This window comes from Agrobacterium sp. fls2-241-TYG-188a (genome assembly GCF_030209845.1).
In genome coordinates this window covers 1,396,051-1,420,403 of the sequence record NZ_JARVRD010000002.1, presented here as the reverse complement: position 1 = coordinate 1,420,403, position 24,353 = coordinate 1,396,051, and the positions used below count along the sequence as shown (strand labels likewise).

Below are 24,353 nucleotides of genomic sequence, written 5' to 3'. Positions count from 1 at the left end.
GTCCCATCGGCCACTGCCGGCCGATGGGTTGTGTTGACGTCACATCAAGTGTGGCGATGGTCGTTCAAGCTGATTAGTTTCCGGTGCACTGAATGTGCGTCGGGTTGCACAGCGTTGCGAACGTGCCGCATCCGATGAATGTCACGGGATTTCCCGTTGCCTGGGTCTGTGCGGCGGCACCATTGCACACGACCGGAATGCCCGTCGAGCACACAGGTGTGATGTTGGTGACCTGGCAAATTGGCGTGAAGGTCAGGTTCTGAGGCTGTGCTGCAGCCTGAGGAGCGGCGGCTGCACCATTGCAGATGACTGGAATACCGGTTGCGCACACGGGTGTGAGGGTAACCTGGCAAATTGGTGTAAACGTAATGCCCTGTGGCTGTGCTGCTGCCTGAGGAGCGGCGGCGGCACCGTTGCAGATGACTGGAATACCGGTTGCGCAGACGGGTGTGAGGGTAACCTGGCAAATTGGTGTGAATGTAATGCCCTGTGGCTGCGCTGCGGCCTGTGGTGCAGCAGCGGCACCATTGCACACGACCGGAATGCCCGTCGAGCACACAGGTGTGACGTTGGTGATCTGGCAAATCGGTGTGAAGGTCAGGTTCTGCGGCTGTGCTGCGGCCTGAGGAGCGGCGGCTGCACCATTGCACACGACTGGAATGCCTGTCGAGCACACGGGTGTGATGTTGGTGACCTGGCAAATTGGCGTGAAGGTCAGGTTCTGAGGCTGTGCTGCGGCCTGAGGAGCGGCGGCTGCACCATTGCACACAACCGGAATGCCGGTCGAGCACACGGGTGTGATGTTCGTGATCTGGCAAATCGGCGTGAAGGTTACGTTCTGCGGCTGATCATTGGCCTGCGGTCCTGTGCAATGCATATGCGTCGGCTTGCAGATCGTGGCGAAGGTGCCGCATCCGATAGATGTCGGAGGGGTGACCGTTGCCTGTGGCTGCGCGGCTGCACCATTGCAGATGACTGGGATACCGGTCGAGCAGACGGGTGTGATCGTGACCTGGCAAATTGGCGTGAACGTGATTCCCTGTGGCTGTGCTGCAGCCTGAGGCGCAGCAGCCGCGCCGTCGCATACGAGCGGAATGCCGGTGTCGCAGAAGACAGATGTGAAGGGCAACGAGCAAATTGGCGTGGCGGTGTTCTGCGGTACAACACATCCTTGCACGGAGGTTTGGCAACCTGGGATGCTGCTCTGTGGGCAATTCAAATATGCGGTCGGGCCGAGGTTTGCGGCAGTCACCGTTGTGCAGCCTGGGATGTTGGTCGGCGGGCAATGCAGATATGCGGTTGGGCCGAGGTTCGCGGCGGTTGCCGTGTTGCAGCCTGGCATATTGGTCTGTGGGCAATGCAGATAGCCGGTCGGGCCAACGACTGTGGTTGTCACTGTAGTACAACCATAAGATGTAGTGATAGTCATGGTTCAATTCCCAAAATCAAAGTTGAAAGGGCTTTGTGACGTGTTCGGAATGTAAGCTAGGTCATGGGAAGCAACCACCGGTAATCGCTAAATTGACCCGTACACCCTCATAACGCGAAAACCCATATTGCACTTTTTAAAGTTGTGCAAACCCAAAATACATTTATAACGAGCAATTGTTAAGCGCAGAAGTCGTTATGCGTGTATTTGAAATTTTGATTATGCCTGAAAAACCAGGGTTCCGGCCACTTGTAAGCCATCAGGGAAACGAGCGATGACCACCGACACCACCGATCATTCAGAACAGCCTCCTGAACATAAAAGTCCGACAGGACGCTTCATCATCTCCCATCGTATAGCCCCCTACCGCGACGGGCGGGCGAGACGCACTGCGAAGGGCAATTTCAGCGAAAGACTGATGCGGACGCTTGGCGGATCGATGCAGATCGTCAGCGACAGCGGTGCCGACCGTGACGATTTGCGCCGTGTTCTGGTCGTCAATGCCGAAGAAGCGGAGTTGCGAGCGAAGAACAGTGATCTTTCACCGGACACGATTATCGAGAGGGAGTTTCTGCGCTGGCCAGCGGCGTTGCGTATGGCTCCATGGGGTTCTCCGGTAGCCCCCTTTATCGACAGTGAAGCGGTTGAAGAGAATGCCGTTCCACCAGCGCCTGCGTTCACGATGACCGTGACCTCTTCGGGCTCACCGCTTTCTGGCGTGCTGGTGGAGCTTGGCCTGGTCGCACTCACGCCATCGGCGCAGTCGCAAACGAGCAGTCTCAGCGTGGTAACAGATTCAAACGGGCTGGCCGTTTTTCCCTTTGATCCGGCGCAGTGGTACCCGATGTCTGCACAGATTTCGCCCCACGGTGGCGCCTGGTCAGGCGTTGTCGTCCATCCGGTGACGGCTACGTCGGTCAATCTCGACTGTCTTCCGAAAAGCGGTCCGTTGGGATGGTGGCACCAGCTTGCCGGGATCAGCCTTTACGATCCGTCCGCAGGCGAGGGAATCCGCATTGGTGTGATCGATTCCGGGCTGGGGCCGCATCCTTATCTCAACCATATGATTCCTGCCGGCTCCTTTATCGATGGCTGCTTTCAGCCGGGCCCTGAGGCCACCGCAGATGTTCAGTGGCATGGCACGCATGTGTCGGGACTGATTGGCGCGCGCCCGCCGCTGGGCACCGGCGACTATGCCGGGCTGGCGCCTGCCGCAGAGGTGTTCGTGGCCCGCGTGTTTGCGCCGGGGCAGGGTGCAAATCAGGGCGACATCGCGTCTGCGATAGATGCCATGTCGATTGCGCACGAGGTGGATCTGATCAATCTGAGCCTGGGCGGTGATCCGTCTGCCATCGAATATGATGCCGTGCTCGCGGCTTATGCGCGTGGCACGCTGTGCATATGTGCGGCGGGCAACAATTTCGGGCAGCCGGTTCTTGCTCCGGCAAGCTACCCGCTGGCGGTGGCGGTGTCTGCTGTCGGACGGCCCGGAACCTACCCTTTGAACAATATGGCCAGTCTCACCATTCCCAATCAGGCCGATCACTTCGGTACCGGCGGTCTGTTCCTGCCGACCTACGCCAATGTCGGCAAGGAGATTGCAGTCACGGCGGGTGGATCAGCGGTCATCTCTACGGTGCCCGCATGGGAAGGGGACGAGGCCCCCTATGCCGATATGTCTGGCACCTCCATGGCGACCCCCATCACAACTGCCACGCTGGCTGTCATGCTGTCTCGAGATGCAATCTACAGGAGCTTGCAAAGAACTCAGGCCCGCGCAAAATACGCCAGATCGAAACTCGAAGGGGCGGCCTTGTCCATCGGTCTTTCTCAACCCTATCAGGGAGAGGGCCTTAGCCGCGTGAACTGATGCCCGAGGCAAGGATGGCGCAAGGCAAGTCTGCGCGCCATCCCAGGCTCACCCAAGGTGAGGAGGGCAACCTCGTTACAAAAGGCGGCAAACACGATGACCGACCCGCAGAAACAGTACATCATGACTTTCCGCCACAATGCCGAGCAACCGCCAGCCTGGCAGCAAATCGTCGCTGACATCCCCGGTGTTACAGTCATCTCGATACTCGGCCGCCAAAGCCGCATCAAAGCCAATGCCGCAGCCATCCGCGCCCTGCGCGAACAGTTCTCAAGCGACATACTCATCGAAGAAGACCTCCCTCGCCATTTCTGACGAGCGACAGCCCTGTGTGTCGGGCTGAAAAGCTGGGCAACCGAGCGAGAATCATTGAGGCGGCAACGGTTACCTAGCCGCGCGATTGACCATTGGCCGTGCTCAAAAGAGCTGCGCAACAGTTTCAAAGATGTCTTCACTAAGAAAATGGTGGGCGATGAGAGACTCGAACTCCCGACATCCTCGGTGTAAACGAGGCGCTCTACCAACTGAGCTAATCGCCCTTCGCGTCTTGCGGATCGTGTCCGCCGCGTCGGTGGCCGTGATCTATTCGGATCGGAAAAAAACCGCAAGAGCTTTTATGAAGTTTTTTTGTTTTTTTCGATTTTTGTGCGGGCCGGTTCGCTGGTTTGGCGACGTGCTATCGTCCTAATCCCAGCAAATCCGGGAAGTTTGCCGCGTTTGAGACCGCTATGAAAACTTATCCACAATTGTGCGACCTCCAGCCACGATCTCAAGCGGGATTTGCCGTGCGTCAGATCCAGGCCGAATCCTATCGCGGAAATGCTCAAGCGGACAGGTTGGGAGGGCAGGCGGGTCGCGTGAGGCATCCACGGAGACCGTCTGTGGATAAGTGGGCACGATTGACGAAAAAAAACTGATAAGGAAAAATGCCGGGAAACCGGGCGTCTTCAGGTCTTTGGCAAATCAAAATGCATGAGCATAATCTTTTGTCGTGAAACCTGCTTGACACCCCAACGCGAACGCCTTAGTTAGCCGCTCAACGAACAGCCGAGGCGAGTTCGTAAGACCGGTTTAGGCCAGTCTTTAGGGAATGTGCGGGTGTAGCTCAGTTGGTTAGAGTGCCGGCCTGTCACGCCGGAGGTCGCGGGTTCGAGCCCCGTCACTCGCGCCATTCCTTCCTCGAAAAGACGGATCCTCGAGATCCATAAAATGCGCGGGTGTAGCTCAGTTGGTTAGAGTGCCGGCCTGTCACGCCGGAGGTCGCGGGTTCGAGCCCCGTCACTCGCGCCATTTTACAATCTTCAATGTCATCTCCTTATAACGCCTCTGCCGCTACATGGCATTGGCGTGTTTTGTTTTTCCTGCCCTTGTGCTTGCTTTTGATAAACGTCAGATCGCTCGTCGCGATGTCATCATGTCGCCGAGAGCGGCCTGATTTGCGTGGTGTGGAAAAGAAAATTCCTGTTCTTTCGGGTCATGTTTTCGCCGCCCTGCGGGCCAAAAAAAACATCTTCTGTCGGCGGACTGCAGGTGGTTCGTATCTCCGTACCGCATTCCCTAATTTTCAATTGTTTTCAACGGTTTGTTGAATTGTTTCCGGCGTGTTGCGGAAGGCGGTTTGCGACATGGTCGATATTCCAAGTCACGATTGACTTGAAATGGCACTTAAACTCTTGCAGAGAGGGCTTGGCTGCGATAACCACTGCGGCGTTGCAACATAATATCGACCCTGCGGATTCTTCACTCCAATGGGCTGTGCCCGACGCTCGGTCGGGCAAGGAAGAGACAATGACTGAACTCCTCAGTTCCTACATTCCGATCGCAATCTTCATTGGTATCGCGCTTGTCATCGGTCTGGCGCTGTTGATTGCGCCTTTTGCCGTTGCCTACAAGAACCCCGACCCGGAAAAGCTGTCTGCTTTCGAGTGCGGTTTCAACGCGTTTGACGATGCGCGCATGAAGTTCGACATTCGCTTCTATCTGGTGTCGATTCTCTTTATCATCTTCGATCTCGAAGTCGCATTCCTGTTTCCCTGGGCGGTGTCCTTCGGTGAAATGGGCTGGTTCGGTTTCTGGTCGATGATGGTATTCCTTGGTGTTCTCACCATCGGTTTCATTTATGAATGGAAGAAGGGGGCACTGGAATGGGCGTAGTTCAGAACAATACGACGCTTGTCGCGCCACAGCCCAAAGGCATTATCGATCCGTCGACGGGCAAGCCTGTCGGCAGCGATGACGGCTATTTCACTGAAATCAACGACGAGCTTGCCGATAAGGGCTTTCTCGTCACCTCTACGGACGAACTGATCACCTGGGCGCGCACGGGCTCGCTGATGTGGATGCAGTTCGGTCTCGCCTGTTGCGCCGTCGAGGGTCTGATGCAGGCATCCGGCCCACGTTACGACATGGAGCGCTTTGGTGTGGCTCCGCGTGCATCACCGCGCCAGTCGGATGTGATGATTGTTGCCGGCACGCTGACCAACAAGATGGCGCCCGCGCTTCGCAAGGTCTATGACCAGATGCCGGAGCCACGTTATGTCATCTCCATGGGCTCCTGCGCCAATGGCGGCGGCTATTATCATTATTCCTACGCTGTGGTGCGCGGTTGCGACCGCGTGGTTCCTGTCGATATCTATGTGCCGGGCTGTCCCCCCACGGCAGAGGCACTGCTTTACGGCGTGCTGCTGCTGCAGAAGAAGATCCGGCGCACCGGTACGATCGAGCGTTAAGGGCAAAGGACGGATAAGGAATGAGCGAAGCTCTCAACGACCTCTCGGCCTATGTGCAGGATGCGCGCGGTTCTCTGATCGAATCCGCGGTTATTGCTTATGGCGAACTGACGCTGAACACGACGCCGGACAATGTCATCGCGCTGTTGACCTTCCTGCGTGACGACGTGCAGTGCGGTTTCGTCAACATCATCGATATCTGCGGTGTCGACTGGCCGAGCCGCGAAAAGCGTTTCGATGTGGTCTATCACCTGTTGTCGCCGCGTCAGAATCTGCGCGTTCGCCTCAAGCTGCAGGTGGCCGAAGACGAAGCCGTGCCGTCTGCAACCTCTGTCTTCTATGGGGCGGAATGGTTCGAGCGCGAAGCATGGGACATGTATGGCATTCCTTTCGAAGGCCACTCTGACCTGCGCCGCATTCTCACCGATTACGGATTCGAGGGTCATCCGCTGCGCAAGGACTTCCCCGTTACCGGCTTCGTTGAAGTTCGCTACGACGACGTCTTGAAGCGCGTTCTTTACGAACCCGTCGAGTTGAAGCAGGAATTCCGCAACTTCGATTTCCTCTCCCCTTGGGAAGGAACGGATTACGTTCTTCCTGGTGACGAAAAGGCCAAGCAATGAGCGACGTTGCCGCCACAGTGCAAGGACAATGTCTTTGCGGCGCTGTTCGCTTCACAGCGAAGATCGGCGCCCGTGAGATTGGTGTTTGCCACTGTTCCATGTGCCGTCGCTGGTCCGGCGGTGTTTTTCTCGGCGTCGAATGCGAAAGCGTATCGATCGAGGATGACAGCCATCTCGGCGTCTTCTCGTCTTCCGAGTGGGGCGAGCGCTGCTTTTGCAACAGCTGTGGCAGCACCTTGATGTGGCGGTCGAAAGATGGCGCACATAAGGTCGTTTCTGTGCAGGCCTTTGACGATCCTTCAAGCTTTAGCTTGGTATCTGAGATCTTCATAGACGAAAAGCCGACGAGCTATTCGTTCGCCGAGGCCACGAAAACGATGACTGGCCCCGAATTTATCGCCATGATCACGTCGGCGGAGCAACACTGATGACTGAACATAACGTTCGCAATTTTACGATCAACTTCGGCCCGGAGCATCCTTCCGCGCACGGCGTGTTGCGTCTGGTTCTCGAACTCGATGGCGAAATCGTCGAGCGCGTTGACCCGCATATCGGCCTGCTGCACCGTGGTACGGAAAAGCTGATCGAGACCAAGACCTATCTCCAGGCCGTCCCGTATTTCGACCGCCTTGATTACGTCGCGCCGATGAACCAGGAACATGCTTTCGCGCTTGCCGTGGAAAAGCTGATGGGTCTCGAGATTCCGATGCGCGGGCAGTTGATCCGCGTCCTTTTCTCCGAGATCGGCCGTATCCTGTCGCATATCATGAACGTCACGACCCAGGCGATGGACGTTGGTGCCATGACCCCGCCGGTCTGGGGCTTCGAAGAGCGCGAAAAGCTCATGGTGTTTTACGAGCGCGCGTCCGGCGCCCGTCTCCATGCCGCCTATTTCCGCCCGGGTGGCGTCCATCAGGACCTGCCGCCGGAGCTCGTCGATGACATCGGCAAATGGTGCGATCCGTTCATTACATTCCTCGACAATGTCGAAGGTCTTCTGACCGAGAACCGTATCTACAAGCAGCGTAACGTCGATATCGGCGTCGTGTCGCTCGAAGACGCGCTTGCCTGGGGCTTTACCGGCGTCATGGTTCGCGGTTCGGGTGCTGCGTGGGATTTGCGCCGTTCGCAGCCCTACGAATGCTATTCCGATCTCGAATTCGACATTCCCGTCGGCAAGAACGGCGATTGCTATGACCGTTATCTGATCCGCATGCAGGAAATGCGCGAATCGATCAAGATCATGAAGCAGTGCGTCGAGCTTTTGCAGGGCAAGCACCGTATTGGTCCCGTGTCGTCTCTCGATGGCAAGGTCGTTCCGCCCAAGCGTGGCGAAATGAAGCGCTCCATGGAAGCCTTGATCCACCACTTCAAGCTTTACACGGAAGGCTATCACGTGCCTGCCGGCGAAGTGTACGCAGCTGTCGAAGCGCCCAAGGGCGAGTTCGGCGTCTACGTGGTCGCCGATGGTTCCAACAAGCCTTATCGCTGCAAGATCCGCGCTCCGGGTTACGCGCATCTGCAAGCCATGGATTTCCTGTGCAAGGGACACCAGCTTGCCGACGTAACCGCTGTTCTCGGCTCTCTCGACATCGTGTTCGGGGAGGTTGACCGCTGATGCGTTTGCCGCTGGCCATTCTGGCTCTCTGTGCCGCGACTACACCGCTTTGCGCCCAAACGGCGCAGGACGGCGTTTCGTCGCAGGCAAGCGGCGGTTCATCTTCTGTCAAGCAGCTTCTGTCACAAGGATACGAGATTAAATCCTCGCTTCCCAATGGCGGAAAATTCATTGTGTTCATGCAAAAAGACAAAGCGGCCTATGCTTGCGAATTCGTCACGGTGACGAAATCGCGTTGCGAGTCGCTCAATTGATGGGGCGTGAGGAAGTATGTCCGTTCGTCGACTAGCCGAAGATCAGTTCCAGCCCACGGGCTTCGCGTTCAACGCGGAGAATTCTGCCTGGGCGGAAAAAACGATCCAGAAATATCCCGCCGGACGCCAGCAATCGGCGGTTATCCCGCTGTTGATGCGTGCGCAGGAGCAGGATGGCTGGGTAACCCGCGCCTGTATCGAGAAAATTGCCGACATGCTGGACATGGCCTATATCCGTGTTCTCGAAGTCGCGACTTTCTATACCCAGTTCCAGTTGAAACCTGTTGGTACCAAGGCGCATATCCAGGTCTGCGGCACGACGCCCTGCATGTTGCGTGGTTCAGAGGCACTGATGGATGTGTGTCGCCACAAGATTCATCATGATCCGCTAACACCCAATGAGAGCGGCACGCTGTCCTGGGAAGAGGTGGAATGTCAGGGCGCCTGCGTCAATGCGCCGATGGTTATCATCTTCAAGGATGCCTATGAAGATCTGACGCCTGAGCGTCTGGAAGAGATTATTGATACGTTCGAGGCCGGCAAGGGTGACACCATCAAGCCTGGTCCGCAGATCGACCGGCATCTCTCGGCGCCCATTGGCGGCCTGACGACGCTGACCGAAGAAACCAGGCCCGATCGTTCCAACCTCGACAAGAAGGAAGAGGCTGCGCCAGACGCTGTGCAGACTCCGCCTTCGAATGCCGCAAGGGCAAAGACGGACGCACCGGAAACGGATCCGAAGCTAAAGACACCCGCAACGGAGCCGAAGGCAGCAGAGGCCAACGTCAAGGCTTCCGAGTCGGAAAACTCCGGCAAGACGCCGAAGTGAGGGGTTGAATCATGTTAAAAGATCAAGATCGCATCTTTACCAATCTCTACGGCCTTAAGGACACCTCGTTGAAGGGCGTGCTCGCACGCGGTCACTGGGACGGCACGAAGCAGATCATCGAAAAGGGTCGTGACTGGATCATCAATGAGATGAAAGCGTCGGGCCTGCGTGGTCGCGGTGGCGCCGGCTTCCCGACGGGCCTCAAGTGGTCCTTCATGCCGAAGGAAAACGATGGCCGTCCGCATTACCTCGTCGTCAACGCCGACGAGTCGGAACCCGGTACCTGCAAGGACCGCGAAATTCTGCGCCACGATCCGCATACGCTGATCGAAGGTTGCGTCATCGCCGGTTTTGCCATGGGTGCCCACACCGCTTACATCTATGTTCGCGGCGAATATATGCGTGAGCGCGAAGCGCTGCAGGCGGCGATCGACGAATGCTACGATGCTGGCTTGCTGGGCAAGAACAACAAGAACGGCTGGGATTTCGATATCTACGTTCACCACGGCGCAGGTGCCTATATCTGCGGCGAGGAAACGGCGCTTCTCGAAAGCCTCGAAGGCAAGAAGGGCCAGCCGCGCCTCAAGCCTCCATTCCCGGCCAATATGGGTCTCTATGGCTGCCCGACAACCGTCAATAACGTCGAATCCATCGCTGTTGCGCCAACCATTCTGCGTCGCGGTGCATCGTGGTTCTCGTCCATCGGCCGTCCGAACAATGTCGGCACAAAGCTGTTCATGGTGTCCGGCCATGTCGAGCGTCCCTGCACGTTTGAAGATGCGCTTGGCCTCTCCTTCAAGGAACTGATCGAGCGTCACTGTGGCGGTATCCGTGGTGGCTGGGATAATCTGCTCGGCGTCATCCCAGGCGGCGCATCGTGCCCCATCGTTCGCGGTGAGGACATGAAGGACGCCATCATGGACTTCGACGGTATGCGCGAAGTGAAGTCGTCCTTCGGTACCGGCGGCATGATTGTCATGGACAAGTCCACCGACGTCATCAAGGCGATCGCCCGTATCGCTGCCTTCTTCAAGCATGAAAGCTGTGGCCAGTGCACCCCTTGCCGTGAAGGCACGGGCTGGATGTGGCGCGTGCTGGAGCGCATGGTCAAGGGCAACGCGCAGAAGCGCGAGATCGACATGCTGTTTGAAGTCACCAAGCAGATCGAGGGTCACACCATCTGCGCGTTGGGTGATGCGGCTGCATGGCCGGTTCAGGCGCTGATCCGCAATTTCCGTCCGGAAATCGAAAAGCGGATCGATCAATATACCTACAGAGCCATGGATGATGGCGCTGTGCTTGAGGCTGCCGAGTAACACCGGCCAAAGTAACACCTCAAGGGTGTTGCGAGGGGCGGGGATCGGGTGTACCGGTCCCTTACATCGTTAAAGCATCTGGCGCCTTGTGAGTCTTGCCGGATGCGATCAGGATTTGTCCGCGACCGCGCTGATGCGAGATGGACAGGCAACAGGACGTAAGTAGGACCATGACAAAGCTCAAGGTTGACGGTAAAGAGATCGAAGTTCCGGATCATTTCACGCTGCTGCAGGCGTGCGAGGAGGCCGGTGCTGAAGTTCCGCGCTTTTGTTTTCATGAGCGTTTGTCGGTCGCGGGTAACTGCCGCATGTGTCTCATCGAGGTAAAGGGCGGACCACCAAAGCCTGCTGCCTCCTGCGCCATGGGTGTGCGCGATATTCGCGGCGGCCCGAATGGCGAATTGCCGGAAGTTTTCACCAATACGCCGATGGTCAAGAAGGCCCGCGAAGGCGTGATGGAATTCCTGCTCATCAACCACCCGCTGGATTGTCCTATCTGCGACCAGGGCGGCGAATGCGACCTTCAGGACCAGGCGATGGCCTTCGGTATTCCGGGTTCGCGCTATTCTGAAAACAAGCGCGCCGTGGAAGACAAATATATCGGACCGCTCGTCAAGACGGTCATGAACCGCTGCATTCACTGCACGCGCTGCGTCCGCTTCACCACCGAAGTCGCCGGCATTTCCGAACTCGGCCTCATCGGTCGCGGTGAAGATGCTGAAATCACAACCTATCTTGAGCAGGCGATGACATCCGAGCTGCAGGGCAACGTGGTTGACCTCTGCCCCGTCGGTGCGCTGACATCGAAGCCTTTTGCCTTTACCGCCCGCCCATGGGAACTCGGCAAGACCGAAACCATCGATGTGATGGACGCTCTCGGTTCTGCCATTCGGGTCGATACACGTGGCCGCGAAGTCATGCGTGTCATGCCGCGCGTGAACGAAGCCATCAACGAAGAGTGGATTTCCGACAAGAGCCGCTTCATCTGGGATGGTCTCAAAACCCAGCGTCTGGACCGGCCTTACGTCCGCAAGGATGGCCGTCTGCAGCCTGCCAGCTGGGCTGAGGCTTTCGGCGCCATCAAGGCAGCCGTCGGTTCGACATCGGGTGAAAAGATCGGCGCCATCGCTGGCGATCTCGCTTCGGTCGAGGAAATGTTTGCGCTGAAGTCGCTGCTGGCATCGCTCGGATCGACCAACGTCGATTGCCGTCAGGATGGCACGGCGCTTGATCCATCGCTTGGTCGCGCCAGCTATCTGTTCAACGCGACGATCGAAGGCATCGATCAGGCGGATGCGGTTCTGATCATCGGCTCCAATCCGCGCTATGAAGCCTCGGTGCTCAACGCGCGTATTCGCAAGCGCTGGCGTCGCGGTGGCCTGCCAATTGCCGTTATCGGCGAGGCAGGTGAGCTGCGCTATGATTATGAATATCTCGGCTCCGGCACCGACACGCTGTCCGATCTGACGAACGGTTCGCACAGCTTCATCGAAAAGTTGAAGGCTGCGAAGAACCCGTTGATCATCGTAGGTCAGGGCGCTCTGTCGCGTGAAGATGGTGCTGCGGTCCTTGGCGCGGCGGCAAAGCTGGCCTTGGCTGTCGGCGCTGTTTCGGCTGAGTGGAATGGTTTCTGCGTCCTGCATACGGCTGCTGCCCGCGTCGGCGGACTTGATCTCGGCTTCGTGCCGGCAGACAAGTCGCTCAACGCCGCCTCCATCCTAGCATCGGCTGAAGTGCTGTTCCTGCTGGGTGCGGACGAGATCGATCTTTCGAGCAAATCCGCAAAGCTCACCGTGTATATTGGTTCGCACGGTGACAATGGCGCCATGAATGCCGATGTCATCCTGCCGGGTGCTGCGTATACCGAAAAGTCGGGAACGTGGGTCAACACCGAAGGTCGCGTCCAGATGGGCAACCGCGCCGGCTTCGCACCGGGCGAAGCTCGCGAAGACTGGGCAATCCTGCGGGCATTGTCCGATGTGCTTGGCCACAAGCTGCCGTTCGACTCTCTGTCGGCTCTGCGCGCGCAGCTCTACGCCACCCATCCGCATTTCGCCGATGTGGACGCTGTAACGGTTGCCAATGCATCTGATATCGAGGCGCTCGCGGCCACGGGCGGTGCGCTTGGCAAGGCAGGCTTTGCTTCGCCGGTGAAGGATTTTTATTTGACGAACCCGATTGCGAGAGCGTCCGCCGTGATGGCCGAATGTTCCGCATTGGCCCGCAACAACTTCAAGGCTGCGGCAGAGTAAGGGTAGGGGATTATGGACTCGTTTTTCTGGAGCTACGTCTGGCCAGCGCTGATTATTGTCGGCCAGTCTCTGCTGCTTCTCGTTTTGTTGCTGGTGTCTATCGCCTTCCTTCTTCTTGCCGACCGTAAGATCTGGGCGGCGGTACAGCTGCGCCGTGGCCCCAACGTGGTTGGTCCCTTCGGTCTGTTCCAGTCCTTTGCCGACCTTTTGAAGTTCATTCTGAAAGAACCCGTCATTCCGTCAGGTGCCAACAAGGCCGTGTTCCTGCTGGCGCCGCTGGTTGCCGTGACACTGGCTCTGGCGACCTATGCCGTCATCCCGTTTGCGGATGGATGGGTGGTGGCCAACATCAATGTCGGCATTCTCTACATTTTCGCGATTTCGTCGCTTGAAGTGTATGGCATCATCATGGGTGGCTGGGCGTCTAACTCCAAGTACCCGTTCCTCGGCGCGTTGCGCTCTGCGGCGCAGATGGTGTCCTACGAAGTCTCGATTGGCCTCGTCATCGTCACTGTGTTGCTTTGCGTGGGTTCGTTGAACCTGACGGATATCGTCAATGCGCAGCATTCCGGTATCGGCACGTCGCTCGGGCTACCTGCCTCCTTCCTGGATTGGCATTGGCTGCCGCTGTTCCCGATGTTCATCATCTTCTTCATTTCGTCGCTGGCCGAGACCAACCGTCCACCGTTCGATCTGCCGGAAGCGGAATCGGAACTTGTAGCGGGTCACATGGTGGAGTATGGCTCCACCCCGTACATGATGTTCATGCTGGGTGAATATGCCGCCATCGTTCTGATGTGCTGCCTGACGACCATCCTGTTCCTCGGAGGCTGGCTTCCCATCGTGGATGTCTGGTTCCTCAACTGGGTACCGGGTATCGTGTGGTTTGCGCTGAAGGGCGGCATGGTCTTCTTTATGTTCGGTCTCGTTAAGGCATTCGTTCCACGCTACCGCTATGACCAGTTGATGCGTCTTGGCTGGAAGGTGTTCCTGCCGCTGTCGCTCGCCATGGTTATTATTGTTGCATTCGTACTCAAGCTGACGGCAGGCGCATGATGATGTGCGCAGCCCTCGCTTGCAGATCTGGAGGTTGAGATGGCCAGTCTTTCCCAAGCCGTCAATTCACTGTTCCTGAAGGAATTCGTCGGCGCCTTTTTTCTGACCATGCGTCACTTCTTTAAACAGAAGGCAACGGTAAACTATCCGTTCGAAAAAGGTCCGGTCAGCCCGCGTTTTCGTGGTGAGCACGCTTTGCGTCGTTATCCCAACGGCGAAGAGCGCTGCATTGCCTGCAAATTGTGTGAGGCGATCTGTCCTGCCCAGGCCATCACCATCGAAGCTGGCCCACGCCGCAACGATGGCACGCGCCGCACGGTTCGTTACGATATCGACATGGTAAAGTGCATTTACTGCGGCTTCTGCCAGGAAGCATGCCCTGTCGATGCGATCGTCGAGGGTCCAAACTTTGAATTCGCGACGGAAACCCGCGAGGAACTGTATTTCGACAAGCAGAAGCTTCTCGATAATGGCGATCGCTGGGAGCGTGAAATCGCTCGCAACCTTGCTCTGGATGCGCCTTACCGTTAAGGCAGCATGATGTCTCCGCAGCAGTGCTTCGGAGGGGGTAAAACAGTCAATGCCTGTCGGTTATCGCTGACGGGAACGAAACGGGCATGCGACTTCAGGGTCGCGTTTGTCCGGTGAGGACAAAAAGGCACCAACATGGGTCTGCACGCTGTATTTTTTTACATCTTCGCTTTCGTCGCCGTGGCGTCTGCGTTCATGGTCATCGCTTCAAAGAACCCCGTTCACTCGGTGCTGTTCCTTATCTTGACCTTTTTCAATGCCGCAGCGCTCTTCCTGCTGACCGGCGCTGAATTCCTGGCGATGATCCTGCTCGTCGTTTATGTCGGCGCCGTGGCGGTGTTGTTCCTTTTCGTCGTCATGATGCTGGACGTGGATTTTGCCGAACTGCGCTCCGGCGTGCTGCAATATGCGCCGATCGGCGCTTTGATTGGCATCATCCTTGCGGCTGAGCTCATCATCGTCGTGGGCGGCAGCGTCCTGAACCCGCAGGCAGCGAAATCCATCACCATGCCGATCCCGAACCCGCTGGAGCGCACCAATACTGCGGCACTCGGCGACGTGCTCTACACCAACTACGTTTACTTCTTCCAGCTTGCCGGTCTGGTGCTGCTGGTGGCAATGATCGGCGCGATCGTGCTGACACTTCGCCACCGCACCGATATCAAGCGGCAGGATATTGCCACCCAGGTCGGTCGCGATCCCAAGACCGCTGTTACCACAGTCAAGGTCAAGCCGGGTCAGGGCATCTAAGGCGCGAACGGATCCAAGGAAAACATATTATGGAAATCGGTCTTTCCCATTACCTCACGGTCAGCGCGGTCCTCTTTACGATCGGCATCTTCGGTATCTTTCTTAACCGGAAGAATGTCATCGTCATCCTGATGTCGATCGAACTGATCCTGCTTGCGGTCAACCTCAACATGGTCGCGTTCTCGTCCTTCCTGAATGATATTGTTGGCCAGGTCTTCGCACTGTTCATTCTGACCGTTGCTGCTGCGGAAGCTGCCATCGGTCTTGCAATACTCGTTGTCTTCTATCGCAACCGCGGTTCGATTGCCGTGGAAGACGTCAATATGATGAAGGGCTGATAAGGCTATGATCTACAAAGCTATCGTCTTTCTTCCGCTGATCGGTTTTCTGATCGCTGGCCTGTTTGGCCGCTCCATCGGTGCCAAGGCTTCCGAATATGTCACAACCGGCCTGATGATCGTTGTTGCGATCCTGTCCTGGGTTGTCTTCTTTGATGTGGCGCTTCTGAGCCATGAAGCTGGCGAAGTCATCAAGGTGACTGTGCTGCGCTGGATCCAGTCCGGTGGCATCGATGTCGAGTGGGCTTTCCGCATCGATACGCTGACCGCCGTCATGTTCGTGGTGGTCAATACGGTTTCATGCCTCGTGCATCTGTATTCCATTGGTTACATGCATCACGATCCGCATCGTCCGCGTTTCTTCGCCTACCTTTCGCTCTTCACCTTCGCCATGCTGATGCTGGTTACGTCTGACAACCTGTTGCAGATGTTCTTCGGCTGGGAAGGCGTGGGTCTGGCATCCTACCTGCTCATCGGCTTCTGGTTCAAGAAGCCGTCTGCTTCGGCTGCTGCCATGAAGGCCTTCATCGTCAACCGCGTCGGCGACTTCGGTTTCATTCTCGGTATTTCCGGCCTTTTCGTGCTGTTCGGATCGGTGAACTTTGAAACGATCTTTGCAGCTGCCGGCACCTATCTGCCAGCAGATGGCTCGGCGTCGACTGATGTCGTCATCAATCTGTTCGGTATGCAGCTGGACAAGGCTCATGCATTGACCGGCGTGTGCCTGCTGCTCTTCATGGGCTCAATGGGTAAGTCGGCGCAGTTCCTTCTGCACACATGGCTGCCTGATGCCATGGAAGGCCCGACCCCTGTGTCGGCTCTCATCCACGCCGCGACCATGGTCACGGCCGGCGTCTTCCTCGTTGCACGCATGTCGCCGATTTTCGAACTGTCACCGGATGCACTGACATTCGTCACGCTGATTGGTGCGATCACGGCGTTCTTTGCAGCGACGGTCGGTCTGGTTCAGAACGACATCAAGCGGGTGATTGCCTACTCGACCTGTTCGCAGCTCGGCTACATGTTCGTTGCGCTCGGCGTTGGCGCCTATGGTGCAGCCGTGTTCCATCTGTTCACGCACGCTTTCTTCAAGGCGCTGCTGTTCCTTTGCGCCGGTTCGGTCATTCACGCCGTGGATGGTGAGCAGGACATGCGGTTCATGGGTGGTCTGCGCAAGCACATTCCCATTACCTTCTGGACGATGACTGTCGGCACGCTGGCCCTGACCGGCGTTGGTATTCCCGGAACGATGATCGGCTTTGCTGGCTTCTTCTCCAAGGACGTGATCATCGAGTCGGCCTATGCGTCGCACAATGCGGTTGCTGGCTTTGCCTTCGTGCTGCTTGTCGTTGCCGCGCTGTTTACCAGCTTCTATTCCTGGCGCCTGGCCTTCCTGACCTTCTTCGGCAAGCCGCGCGCTTCCGCAGATGTCATGCACCACGTCCATGAATCTCCGATGGTCATGCTGATCCCGCTTTTCGTGTTGACGGTTGGCGCGGTTCTCGCCGGTGTCGTTTTCGAAGGCTACTTCTTCGGCCACGAATATGCGGAATTCTGGAAAGGCGCTCTGTTTACGCTTCCGTCCAATGAAATACTCGAAGAGTTCCACCACGTTCCATTGTGGGTGAAGTGGAGCCCGTTCTTTGCGATGGCCCTTGGTTTCGTGACCGCCTGGTACATGTATATCAAGTCGCCTGAAACGCCGAAGCGTCTGGCAGCTACCCATCGTGGCCTCTACCAGTTCCTTCTCAACAAGTGGTATTTCGACGAGCTCTATGACTTCCTCTTCGTTCGTTCCGCAAAGGCGCTTGGTCGCTTCCTGTGGAAGAAGGGCGATGTCGCAGTCATCGATCACTACGGACCGAACGGTATTGCAGCACGGGTGGCTGATGTGACCAACCGCGTCGTTCGCCTGCAATCCGGTTACCTTTATCATTATGCCTTTGCGATGTTGATTGGCATCGCGGCGCTTGTCACATGGATGATGCTCGGGAGTGCCTTCTGATGACCGATTGGCCAATTCTTTCAACGGTCACCTTCTTGCCGCTGGTCGGCGTGGTGCTCCTGCTTCTGACGAATGCGAACGGACCTTACGGCCGCCGCAACGTGCTCAACGTCTCGCTGCTGACCACCGTCTTCACATTTATCGTGTCGCTGTTCATCTGGATCGGGTTTGACAATTCCAACCCCGGCTTCCAGATGGTGGAAAAGCACGCCTGGTTCGGCGATATCGCTGCCTATCACCTTGGTATTGACGGCATCTCGATGCTGTTTGTCATCCTGACGACATTCCTGATGCCATTTTGCGTGCTCGCAAGCTGGAACGCCATCGAGAAGCGCATCAAGGAATACATGATCGCCTTCCTTCTCTTGGAAGTCGTCATGGTCGGCGTATTCGTCGCACTGGATACCGTCCTTTTCTACGTCTTCTTCGAAGCAACGCTGATCCCGATGTTCATCATCATCGGCGTGTGGGGCGGCAAGGATCGTGTTTACGCCTCCTATAAGTTCTTCCTTTACACGCTACTGGGCTCGGTTCTGACGATGCTCGCCATCATGGCGATGTACTGGCAGGCTGGCACCACCGACATGACGGAACTGCTGAAGTTTGGTTTCCCGGCTGGAATGCAGACCTGGCTCTGGCTTGCCTGCTTTGCGGCTTTTGCGGTCAAGATGCCGATGTGGCCTGTGCACACATGGTTGCCTGACGCTCACGTCCAGGCGCCGACGGCAGGTTCGGTCATTCTGGCTGGCGTTATGCTGAAGCTGGGTGGCTACGGCTTCATCCGTTTCTCGCTGTCGATGTTCCCGCTGGCATCAGACTATTTTGCGCCCTTTGTCTTCACGCTGTCCGTGCTGGCCATCATCTATACGTCGCTGGTTGCGATGATGCAGGACGACATCAAGAAGCTGATCGCCTATTCGTCGGTTGCACATATGGGCTATGTGACGATGGGTATCTTCGCGGCCAATGTTCAGGGCGTGCAGGGTGCCATCTTCCAGATGCTGTCGCACGGTATCGTGTCGGGCGCGCTCTTCCTGTGCGTTGGCGTGGTCTATGACCGGCTTCATACCCGCGAGATCTCGGCCTATGGCGGTCTCGTCAACAACATGCCGAAATATGCCGTGGCCTTCATGGTCTTTACCATGGCCAATGTGGGCTTGCCTGGTACCTCCGGTTTCGTTGGTGAATTCCTGACGATCATCGGCGTTTTCCGCGCCAACACCTGGGTTGCGCTGTTTGCAGCGACTGGCGTCATTCTTTCGGCGTCCTACGCTCTGTGGCTTTACCGCCGGGTGATCTTCGGTGCGCTGGAAAAGGAAAGCCTCAAATCCATGCTTGACCTGTCGGCTCGCGAAAAGGTCATCCTCTATCCGCTGGTTGTGCTGACGATCTTCTTCGGCGTCTATCCGGCACCGGTTTTCGATGCCACGGCAGCATCTGTGGACCTTCTGATCAATAATTATACCGCCGCATTGCAGGCAGCGCAGAATGTTGCGCTTTCTCTGAACTGACGACAGGACCCGTTGGACATGACCGCTGAAATTCTTTTTGCCAGTCTGCGCATCGCGACGCCCGAGCTGATCCTTGCGGTCGGCGCTCTGGTGCTGCTCATGATTGGGGTCTTCTCCGGGGACAAGTCGACCAACACGGTCATGGGTCTTTCCATGGCCCTTCTGGTGGTCGTCGGTCTGTGGATCATCTTCGCGCCTGCAACGGGCGAAGCATTCGGCGGCGTTTACGTCGCCGATGCCTTCGGCAACTTCATGAAGGTGCTGGCGCTGATTGGCTCCATCGTCGCCATGATCCTGTCGATTGGCCACAGCCGTGTGGAGCCGATTGGTCGTTTCGAATATCCCGTGCTGCTGGTTCTTGCCACGCTCGGCATTCTCTTGATGATCTCGGCCAACAACCTGATTTCGCTCTACATGGCGCTCGAGCTTCAGTCGCTTGCTCTTTACGTCATCTGCGCGATCAATCGCGAGAGCCTGCGCTCGACCGAGGCTGGCCTGAAATATTTCGTTCTGGGCGCTCTGTCTTCGGGCATGTTGCTCTATGGCATGTCGCTGGTCTACGGCTTTACCGGCAACACCGGGTTCAGCGAAATTGCGGCGGTGCTTTCTTCCGAAACGCGCTCGCTTGGCCTCGTCTTCGGTCTGGTCTTCGTTCTGGCCGGTCTGGCATTCAAGATTTCTGCTGTGCCATTCCACATGTGGACACCGGACGTTTATGAAGGCGCGCCGACAACGGTTACTGCGTTCCTGGCTGCGGCGCCGAAGGTTGGCGCCATGGCGATCTTCGTTCGGATCGTGGTCGATGCGTTCCAGCCCGTCTTTGCCGACTGGCAGCAGATTGTCGTCTTCGTTTCGATCGCCTCCATGCTGCTCGGTGCCTTTGCTGCCATTGGCCAGCGCAACATCAAGCGTCTGATGGCCTATTCTTCCATCAGCCACATGGGTTATGCGCTGGTTGGCCTTGCGGCCGGCAGTCAGTCGGGCGTGTCGGGCGTATTGTGGTACATGGCGGTCTATATGGGCATGACACTCGGTACATTCGCCTGCATCCTGGCCATGCGCCGCAAGGACGTCGGCAATGTCGAGGATGTGAACGATCTGGCTGGTCTTGCCTCGACCAATCCTTTCATGGCGCTGGTCCTGACGATCCTGATGTTCTCGCTTGCGGGCATTCCTCCGCTGGCTGGCTTCTTCGGCAAGTACTATGTGTTCCTTGCTGCCATCGAAGCACATCTTTACCCGCTTGCGGTCATCGGTGTCATCGCCTCGGTTGTCGGTGCTTACTATTATCTGCGCATCGTCAAGGTCATGTGGTTCGATGAGGCGAAGGGCGGCTTTGAAAAGGCTGCGGGCGAATTGCGCGTTGTTTACGCCTTGTCGGGTCTCTTCGTTGTCGGCTTCATCCTCTTTGGTGGCATGTTCACCAACGCGGTCACAGCCGCAGCAAAGACGTTCTTTTGAGCGATAGACGCATGAAAACGGGCCGGGTGTCACTTGAAGACTTCCGGCACGAAGCTTTAGGCGAGACGTCATCCACCAATGCCGAGTGCTTTGCGAGAGCTAAGGCGGGTGACGCTGGCAACATCTGGATCACGGCGGTGCGTCAGACCGGTGGTCGTGGCCGTCGCGGCAGATTATGGGTTTCCGAAGCTGGTAACCTCTATGCCTCACTCCTCCTGATCGATCCTGCCCCTCCCGAACATATTGGTTCCCTGCCACTCGCTGTTGCGCTTGCCGTTTACCGGGCGGTTGGGGCGGTCCTTCCGCCCGGCGGTGCGCCGCTGGAAATCAAGTGGCCGAACGATATTCTGATTGGCCGTAAAAAGACCTGCGGTATTCTGCTGGAGGCCGAAACGCTTCCAGATGCACGCATGGCGCTGGTGATCGGCATTGGTATAAATATAGCGCATATGCCGGATAGCCCGGCCTATCCGGTTACGCGGCTTGGCGAGCACGGTGTGTCGGCCAGCCCGGAAGAGGTTTTTGCACATCTTTTTCGGGAAATAGCTTACATTCTCTCGATATGGAACGGCGGCGAGGGTGTGGCCGAAGTCATGCGCCTGTGGCGGTCCGCAGCCTGCGGCATCGGGGAAGCGATCACGGTCAATCTTCCCGATCGCTCTCTCCACGGGCGTTTTGCCGGAATTGATGATAAGGGTTTTCTTCTGCTGCAGGAAGATGAGGGCCAACTGCGCTCGATTGCGGCTGGCGATGTGTTTTGGGGTGAGCCGGGCGGTGCTTGAAGCGCCGAAGTTCACAAAAGTGATCTGGAGCATTCCTGCTGCTCGGTAAATGCAGGAGCGCGGCGGCTGGCATCGGCCGTTCGTGCGAATGACAAAATGGTGCATTCCCCCATTGCCGTGTCGGGAGACGTGGCGATGCATCGCATGATTGGATGTAGAAGCTGATGACCACGAACGACGAATTTGTATTCCTGCCGCTTGGCGGCGTAGGCGAAATCGGCATGAACCTGGCGCTGTATGGCTATGGGCCTGCTGCAAAGCGGCAGTGGATCATGGTGGACTGCGGCGTTACTTTCGCCGGGCTGGATCTGCCGGGCGTGGATCTCGTGCTTCCCGATATCCGCTTCATCGAGGAGCAGCGCGGCAGCCTCAAGGCCATCATCATCACCCACGCGCATGAAGATCATTACGGCGCGCTGAATGATCTGTGGCCTGGCCTGAACGTGCCGGTCTATGCATCCGGCTTCACTGCCGGGATGCTGGAAGCCAAGCGGGATTATGAGGGAACGCGGGCCGAAATTCCGATCACCCCGTTCAAGGCGGGAGATCGCATCAATGTGGGCCCGTTCGAGATCGAAGCCATTGGCGTCAACCATTCGATCCCGGAGCCCATGTCGCTTGTCATCCGCACACCGCTTGGCAATGCCGTCCACACGGGCGACTGGAAGATCGACCACGCCCCATCTCTGGGTCCGCTGACTGACGAAGCGCGGTTTCGTGCCATCGGTCAGGAGGGCGTATTGGCAATGATGTGCGACAGCACCAATGCCCTGCGCGATGGTGTTTCGCCGTCCGAGGAACAGGTGTCGGAGGGGCTTCGCCAGATCATCGAGAATGCCGAGGGGCGCGTGGCGATCACCACCTTCTCGTCGAATGTTGGGCGTATTCGCTCCATTGCCCAGGCCGCCGAGCGGGCAGGGCGCGAAGTACTGCTACTGGGATCGTCCTTGAAGCGCGTCGTCAACGTGTCCCATGATCTTGGCATCATGGAAGGCATCAAGCCGTTTCTGGCCGAAGATGAGTTCGGCTATATTCCGCGCAACAAGGTCGTGGTCATCCTGACGGGTTCGCAGGGCGAATCCCGCGCCGCACTCGCCAAGCTGTCGCGCGATGAAATGCGCAATGTGGCCTTGGCATCGGGCGATACCGTAGTGTTTTCCTCGCGCGCCATCCCGGGAAATGAGAAGGCCATCCTCGATATCAAAAATGGCCTGATAGAGCAGGGCGTCCATATCATCACGGATAATGAGGCGCTGGTCCATGTGTCTGGCCATCCGCGCCGCAATGAATTGCTGCAGATGTATGAGTGGGTGAAGCCACAGATTCTTGTGCCGGTGCATGGCGAAGCCGCTCATCTCGTCGCCCAGAAGGAACTGGCGGAGCAGGCCGGTATTGCGCAGGTTCCCAAGGTCCGCAACGGCAATATTCTGCGTCTGGCACCGGGCCCTGCAGAGGTGATCGATGATGCGCCGCATGGTCGCGTCTTCAAGGATGGCCGTCTGGTGGGCGATTTCGAGGAGATGGGTATCGGCGATCGGCGCAAGCTTTCCTTTGCCGGTCATGTCTCGGTCAATGTTGTGCTGGACAGCCGGTATGACTTCCTCGGCGATCCGGATGTCGTTCCCTTTGGTTTGCCGGAGTTCGATGATGAAGGCGAAGCCATGGAAGACACGCTGTATGACGCCGTTCTCGGTGCTGTCGAAAGCATACCGCGGGCGCGTCGCAAAGATTTGAATGTCGTTCGCGAGTCGGTGCGCCGCGCCGTTCGCGCAACCGCCAATCAGGTCTGGGGCAAGAAGCCCATCGTTACGGTTTTCGTGACGAAGGTCTGACGGCCGGTTTCAAGCAAGGTTTCGGGGAGGAAACATGCTGGGTCGTATCAACCATGTCGCGATTGCCGTGCCGGATCTGAAAGCGGCTGTCGCGACCTATCGGGACACTTTGGGTGCTGCGGTCTCGCAGCCCCAGGCGCTGCCCGAACATGGCGTGACAGTTGTCTTTGTGGAATTGCCCAACACCAAGGTGGAATTGCTGGAGCCATTGGGCGAGGGATCTCCAATCGCCGCCTTTCTCGCCAAGAATCCGGCGGGCGGGATGCACCATATATGCTATGAGGTCGATGACATCACCGCAGCAAGCAACCGCCTGAAAAGCGAGGGTGCCCGCGTGCTGGGTGATGGAGCGCCGAAAACCGGGGCGCACGGCAAGCCCGTCCTGTTTCTGCATCCCAAGGATTTTTGTGGCACCCTGATAGAGCTTGAGCAGATTTGAACACAGGCTGGCTTCAGGCCAACGTGATTTTGCGCTAAGTGCGATATCCGGTGGGCAGGCCGGAGGAGCCGGAAGACCATCCGGGATTTTGTGAGGACGTTGGTTATGCAGTGGCTTTCAACATTTGCCGTCTATTTCATCGTCTGGTGGACAGTCCTGTTCATTGTGCTGCCCATCGGCCTGCGCACGCAGTCCGAGGATGGCGACGTGGCTGTGGGAACGGTGGCCAGCGCCCCGGCGCGCTTCAAGGGTGTGCAGATCATCCTGACGACGACGGTGGTTGCCGCAGTTATCTGCGGCCTCTGGTATCTGGGAACCTGGTACTTTGGGGTCAGCCTCGATGACCTGCCACGGATTATCCCCGTTTACGACTGATTTTTGTCATCTGGTTGTCATGTATAACAGCCATACAACGCGCAGGACCGACGCCACGCGTTGACAGACATGAAATAGCCTTGATTTGTTTTGGTGATTTGGTGCCATCTTGCAAAAAGGCAAAAAAAAACAAGGCATTTCAGCCTTGTTTTTCAGTTTCGCGTGATCTGTAACCGTTGCCGGGGCAGCGAGTGAACGCGCCTAAGATCTCATCCTCCCAAGACTGACCGCGAAATCGGCAAGAATTTAGACTTCCTGCCTCTTTTGTGAGCTGAAACTAGCCCAAAGAGTGAAACTTGTCATCAAATTTTTTGCATTTTTGTTACAGTCGGCAAAAAATTTCTCTTGATGCG

The 24,353-nt window shown here is 57.2% G+C and carries 22 protein-coding genes, 3 tRNA genes and 1 pseudogene; 24 read left to right on the top strand and 2 right to left on the bottom strand.

Going from position 1 to position 24,353, the window contains the following annotated elements:
* Positions 1-73: 73 nt before the first annotated feature.
* Positions 74-1,177, bottom strand: a complete 1,104-nt coding sequence (locus QRN85_RS13630) for a hypothetical protein (protein ID WP_284758724.1) — start codon at positions 1,175-1,177, stop codon at positions 74-76.
* 526 nt (positions 1,178-1,703) lie between these two features.
* On the opposite strand from QRN85_RS13630, the gene QRN85_RS13625 reads away from it, so the two are divergent.
* Together QRN85_RS13625 and QRN85_RS13620 are read left to right on the top strand one after the other, a co-directional pair.
* Positions 1,704-3,299: a S8 family serine peptidase gene (locus tag QRN85_RS13625; RefSeq protein WP_284758723.1), complete on the top strand. Its 1,596-nt coding sequence runs from the start codon at positions 1,704-1,706 to the stop codon at positions 3,297-3,299.
* A 96-nt stretch (positions 3,300-3,395) separates the two neighbouring features.
* Complete coding sequence (locus QRN85_RS13620) at positions 3,396-3,614, top strand: hypothetical protein (RefSeq protein ID WP_113219431.1); 219 nt, start codon at positions 3,396-3,398, stop codon at positions 3,612-3,614.
* A gap of 148 nt (positions 3,615-3,762) precedes the next feature.
* On the opposite strand, the gene QRN85_RS13615 is transcribed toward QRN85_RS13620, so the two are convergent.
* Positions 3,763-3,838 (bottom strand) — tRNA-Val (locus tag QRN85_RS13615).
* 555 nt (positions 3,839-4,393) lie between these two features.
* On the opposite strand from QRN85_RS13615, the gene QRN85_RS13610 reads away from it, so the two are divergent.
* From QRN85_RS13610 to QRN85_RS13505, 22 genes and pseudogenes are all read left to right on the top strand, one after another.
* Positions 4,394-4,470 (top strand) — tRNA-Asp (locus tag QRN85_RS13610).
* A gap of 42 nt (positions 4,471-4,512) precedes the next feature.
* Positions 4,513-4,589: transfer RNA gene (locus QRN85_RS13605), tRNA-Asp, on the top strand.
* Positions 4,590-5,087: 498 nt separating this feature from the next.
* On the top strand, positions 5,088-5,453 hold the full coding sequence (locus QRN85_RS13600) for an NADH-quinone oxidoreductase subunit A (protein ID WP_062589474.1): 366 nt from the start codon (positions 5,088-5,090) through the stop codon (positions 5,451-5,453).
* Complete coding sequence (locus QRN85_RS13595) at positions 5,444-6,028, top strand: NuoB/complex I 20 kDa subunit family protein (RefSeq protein ID WP_062589475.1); 585 nt, start codon at positions 5,444-5,446, stop codon at positions 6,026-6,028. The genes QRN85_RS13600 and QRN85_RS13595 overlap by 10 nt, the downstream gene beginning before the upstream one ends.
* Before the next feature lie 20 nt (positions 6,029-6,048).
* Entirely contained in the window at positions 6,049-6,651 is a 603-nt protein-coding gene (locus QRN85_RS13590) for an NADH-quinone oxidoreductase subunit C (protein ID WP_112963672.1), read from the top strand.
* A complete protein-coding gene (locus QRN85_RS13585; protein WP_284758720.1) occupies positions 6,648-7,079 on the top strand; it encodes a GFA family protein in 432 nt (143 codons plus the stop codon). The genes QRN85_RS13590 and QRN85_RS13585 overlap by 4 nt, the downstream gene beginning before the upstream one ends.
* The gene (locus tag QRN85_RS13580; RefSeq protein ID WP_062589478.1) at positions 7,079-8,269 is read left to right on the top strand and encodes an NADH-quinone oxidoreductase subunit D; all 1,191 of its coding nucleotides are present in this window, start codon (positions 7,079-7,081) and stop codon (positions 8,267-8,269) included. The genes QRN85_RS13585 and QRN85_RS13580 overlap by 1 nt, the downstream gene beginning before the upstream one ends.
* On the top strand, positions 8,269-8,523 hold the full coding sequence (locus QRN85_RS13575; protein WP_062589479.1) for a hypothetical protein: 255 nt from the start codon (positions 8,269-8,271) through the stop codon (positions 8,521-8,523). Before QRN85_RS13580 ends, QRN85_RS13575 begins: the two co-directional genes overlap by 1 nt.
* Positions 8,524-8,539: 16 nt before the next feature.
* A pseudogene (gene nuoE, locus QRN85_RS13570) lies at positions 8,540-9,328 on the top strand (NADH-quinone oxidoreductase subunit NuoE); the annotation flags it as partial.
* Between the two features lie 35 nt (positions 9,329-9,363).
* Positions 9,364-10,668 (top strand): NADH-quinone oxidoreductase subunit NuoF, encoded by a 1,305-nt coding sequence (gene nuoF / locus QRN85_RS13565; protein WP_062589481.1) that lies wholly within the window; start codon positions 9,364-9,366, stop codon positions 10,666-10,668.
* Positions 10,669-10,838: 170 nt separating this feature from the next.
* Positions 10,839-12,920 carry an NADH-quinone oxidoreductase subunit NuoG gene (nuoG, locus tag QRN85_RS13560; protein ID WP_284758716.1) on the top strand — a complete coding sequence of 694 codons (2,082 nt, stop codon included), beginning with the start codon at positions 10,839-10,841 and terminating at the stop codon, positions 12,918-12,920.
* Positions 12,921-12,932: 12 nt separating this feature from the next.
* Positions 12,933-13,976 carry an NADH-quinone oxidoreductase subunit NuoH gene (gene nuoH, locus QRN85_RS13555; RefSeq protein WP_062589483.1) on the top strand — a complete coding sequence of 348 codons (1,044 nt, stop codon included), beginning with the start codon at positions 12,933-12,935 and terminating at the stop codon, positions 13,974-13,976.
* Between the two features lie 39 nt (positions 13,977-14,015).
* Positions 14,016-14,507, top strand: coding sequence for an NADH-quinone oxidoreductase subunit NuoI (nuoI, locus tag QRN85_RS13550; RefSeq protein WP_062589484.1), 492 nt, complete (start codon positions 14,016-14,018; stop codon positions 14,505-14,507).
* A gap of 135 nt (positions 14,508-14,642) precedes the next feature.
* Positions 14,643-15,257 (top strand): NADH-quinone oxidoreductase subunit J, encoded by a 615-nt coding sequence (locus QRN85_RS13545; RefSeq protein WP_062589485.1) that lies wholly within the window; start codon positions 14,643-14,645, stop codon positions 15,255-15,257.
* A gap of 29 nt (positions 15,258-15,286) precedes the next feature.
* Positions 15,287-15,595 (top strand): NADH-quinone oxidoreductase subunit NuoK, encoded by a 309-nt coding sequence (gene nuoK / locus QRN85_RS13540; RefSeq protein WP_042619655.1) that lies wholly within the window; start codon positions 15,287-15,289, stop codon positions 15,593-15,595.
* A 7-nt stretch (positions 15,596-15,602) separates the two neighbouring features.
* Entirely contained in the window at positions 15,603-17,600 is a 1,998-nt protein-coding gene (gene nuoL / locus QRN85_RS13535) for an NADH-quinone oxidoreductase subunit L (RefSeq protein WP_113169477.1), read from the top strand.
* Positions 17,600-19,111: an NADH-quinone oxidoreductase subunit M gene (locus tag QRN85_RS13530; protein WP_113092926.1), complete on the top strand. Its 1,512-nt coding sequence runs from the start codon at positions 17,600-17,602 to the stop codon at positions 19,109-19,111. Before nuoL ends, QRN85_RS13530 begins: the two co-directional genes overlap by 1 nt.
* Positions 19,112-19,129: 18 nt before the next feature.
* Positions 19,130-20,572, top strand: a complete 1,443-nt coding sequence (nuoN, locus tag QRN85_RS13525; protein ID WP_112963808.1) for an NADH-quinone oxidoreductase subunit NuoN — start codon at positions 19,130-19,132, stop codon at positions 20,570-20,572.
* A gap of 11 nt (positions 20,573-20,583) precedes the next feature.
* Complete coding sequence (locus QRN85_RS13520; RefSeq protein ID WP_284758712.1) at positions 20,584-21,354, top strand: biotin--[acetyl-CoA-carboxylase] ligase; 771 nt, start codon at positions 20,584-20,586, stop codon at positions 21,352-21,354.
* A 164-nt stretch (positions 21,355-21,518) separates the two neighbouring features.
* Positions 21,519-23,186, top strand: a complete 1,668-nt coding sequence (locus QRN85_RS13515) for a ribonuclease J (protein ID WP_062589491.1) — start codon at positions 21,519-21,521, stop codon at positions 23,184-23,186.
* Positions 23,187-23,220: 34 nt separating this feature from the next.
* Positions 23,221-23,625 (top strand): methylmalonyl-CoA epimerase, encoded by a 405-nt coding sequence (gene mce / locus QRN85_RS13510; RefSeq protein ID WP_284758711.1) that lies wholly within the window; start codon positions 23,221-23,223, stop codon positions 23,623-23,625.
* Positions 23,626-23,730: 105 nt separating this feature from the next.
* Positions 23,731-24,000, top strand: a complete 270-nt coding sequence (locus QRN85_RS13505; protein ID WP_062589493.1) for a DUF1467 family protein — start codon at positions 23,731-23,733, stop codon at positions 23,998-24,000.
* Positions 24,001-24,353 lie beyond the last annotated feature (353 nt).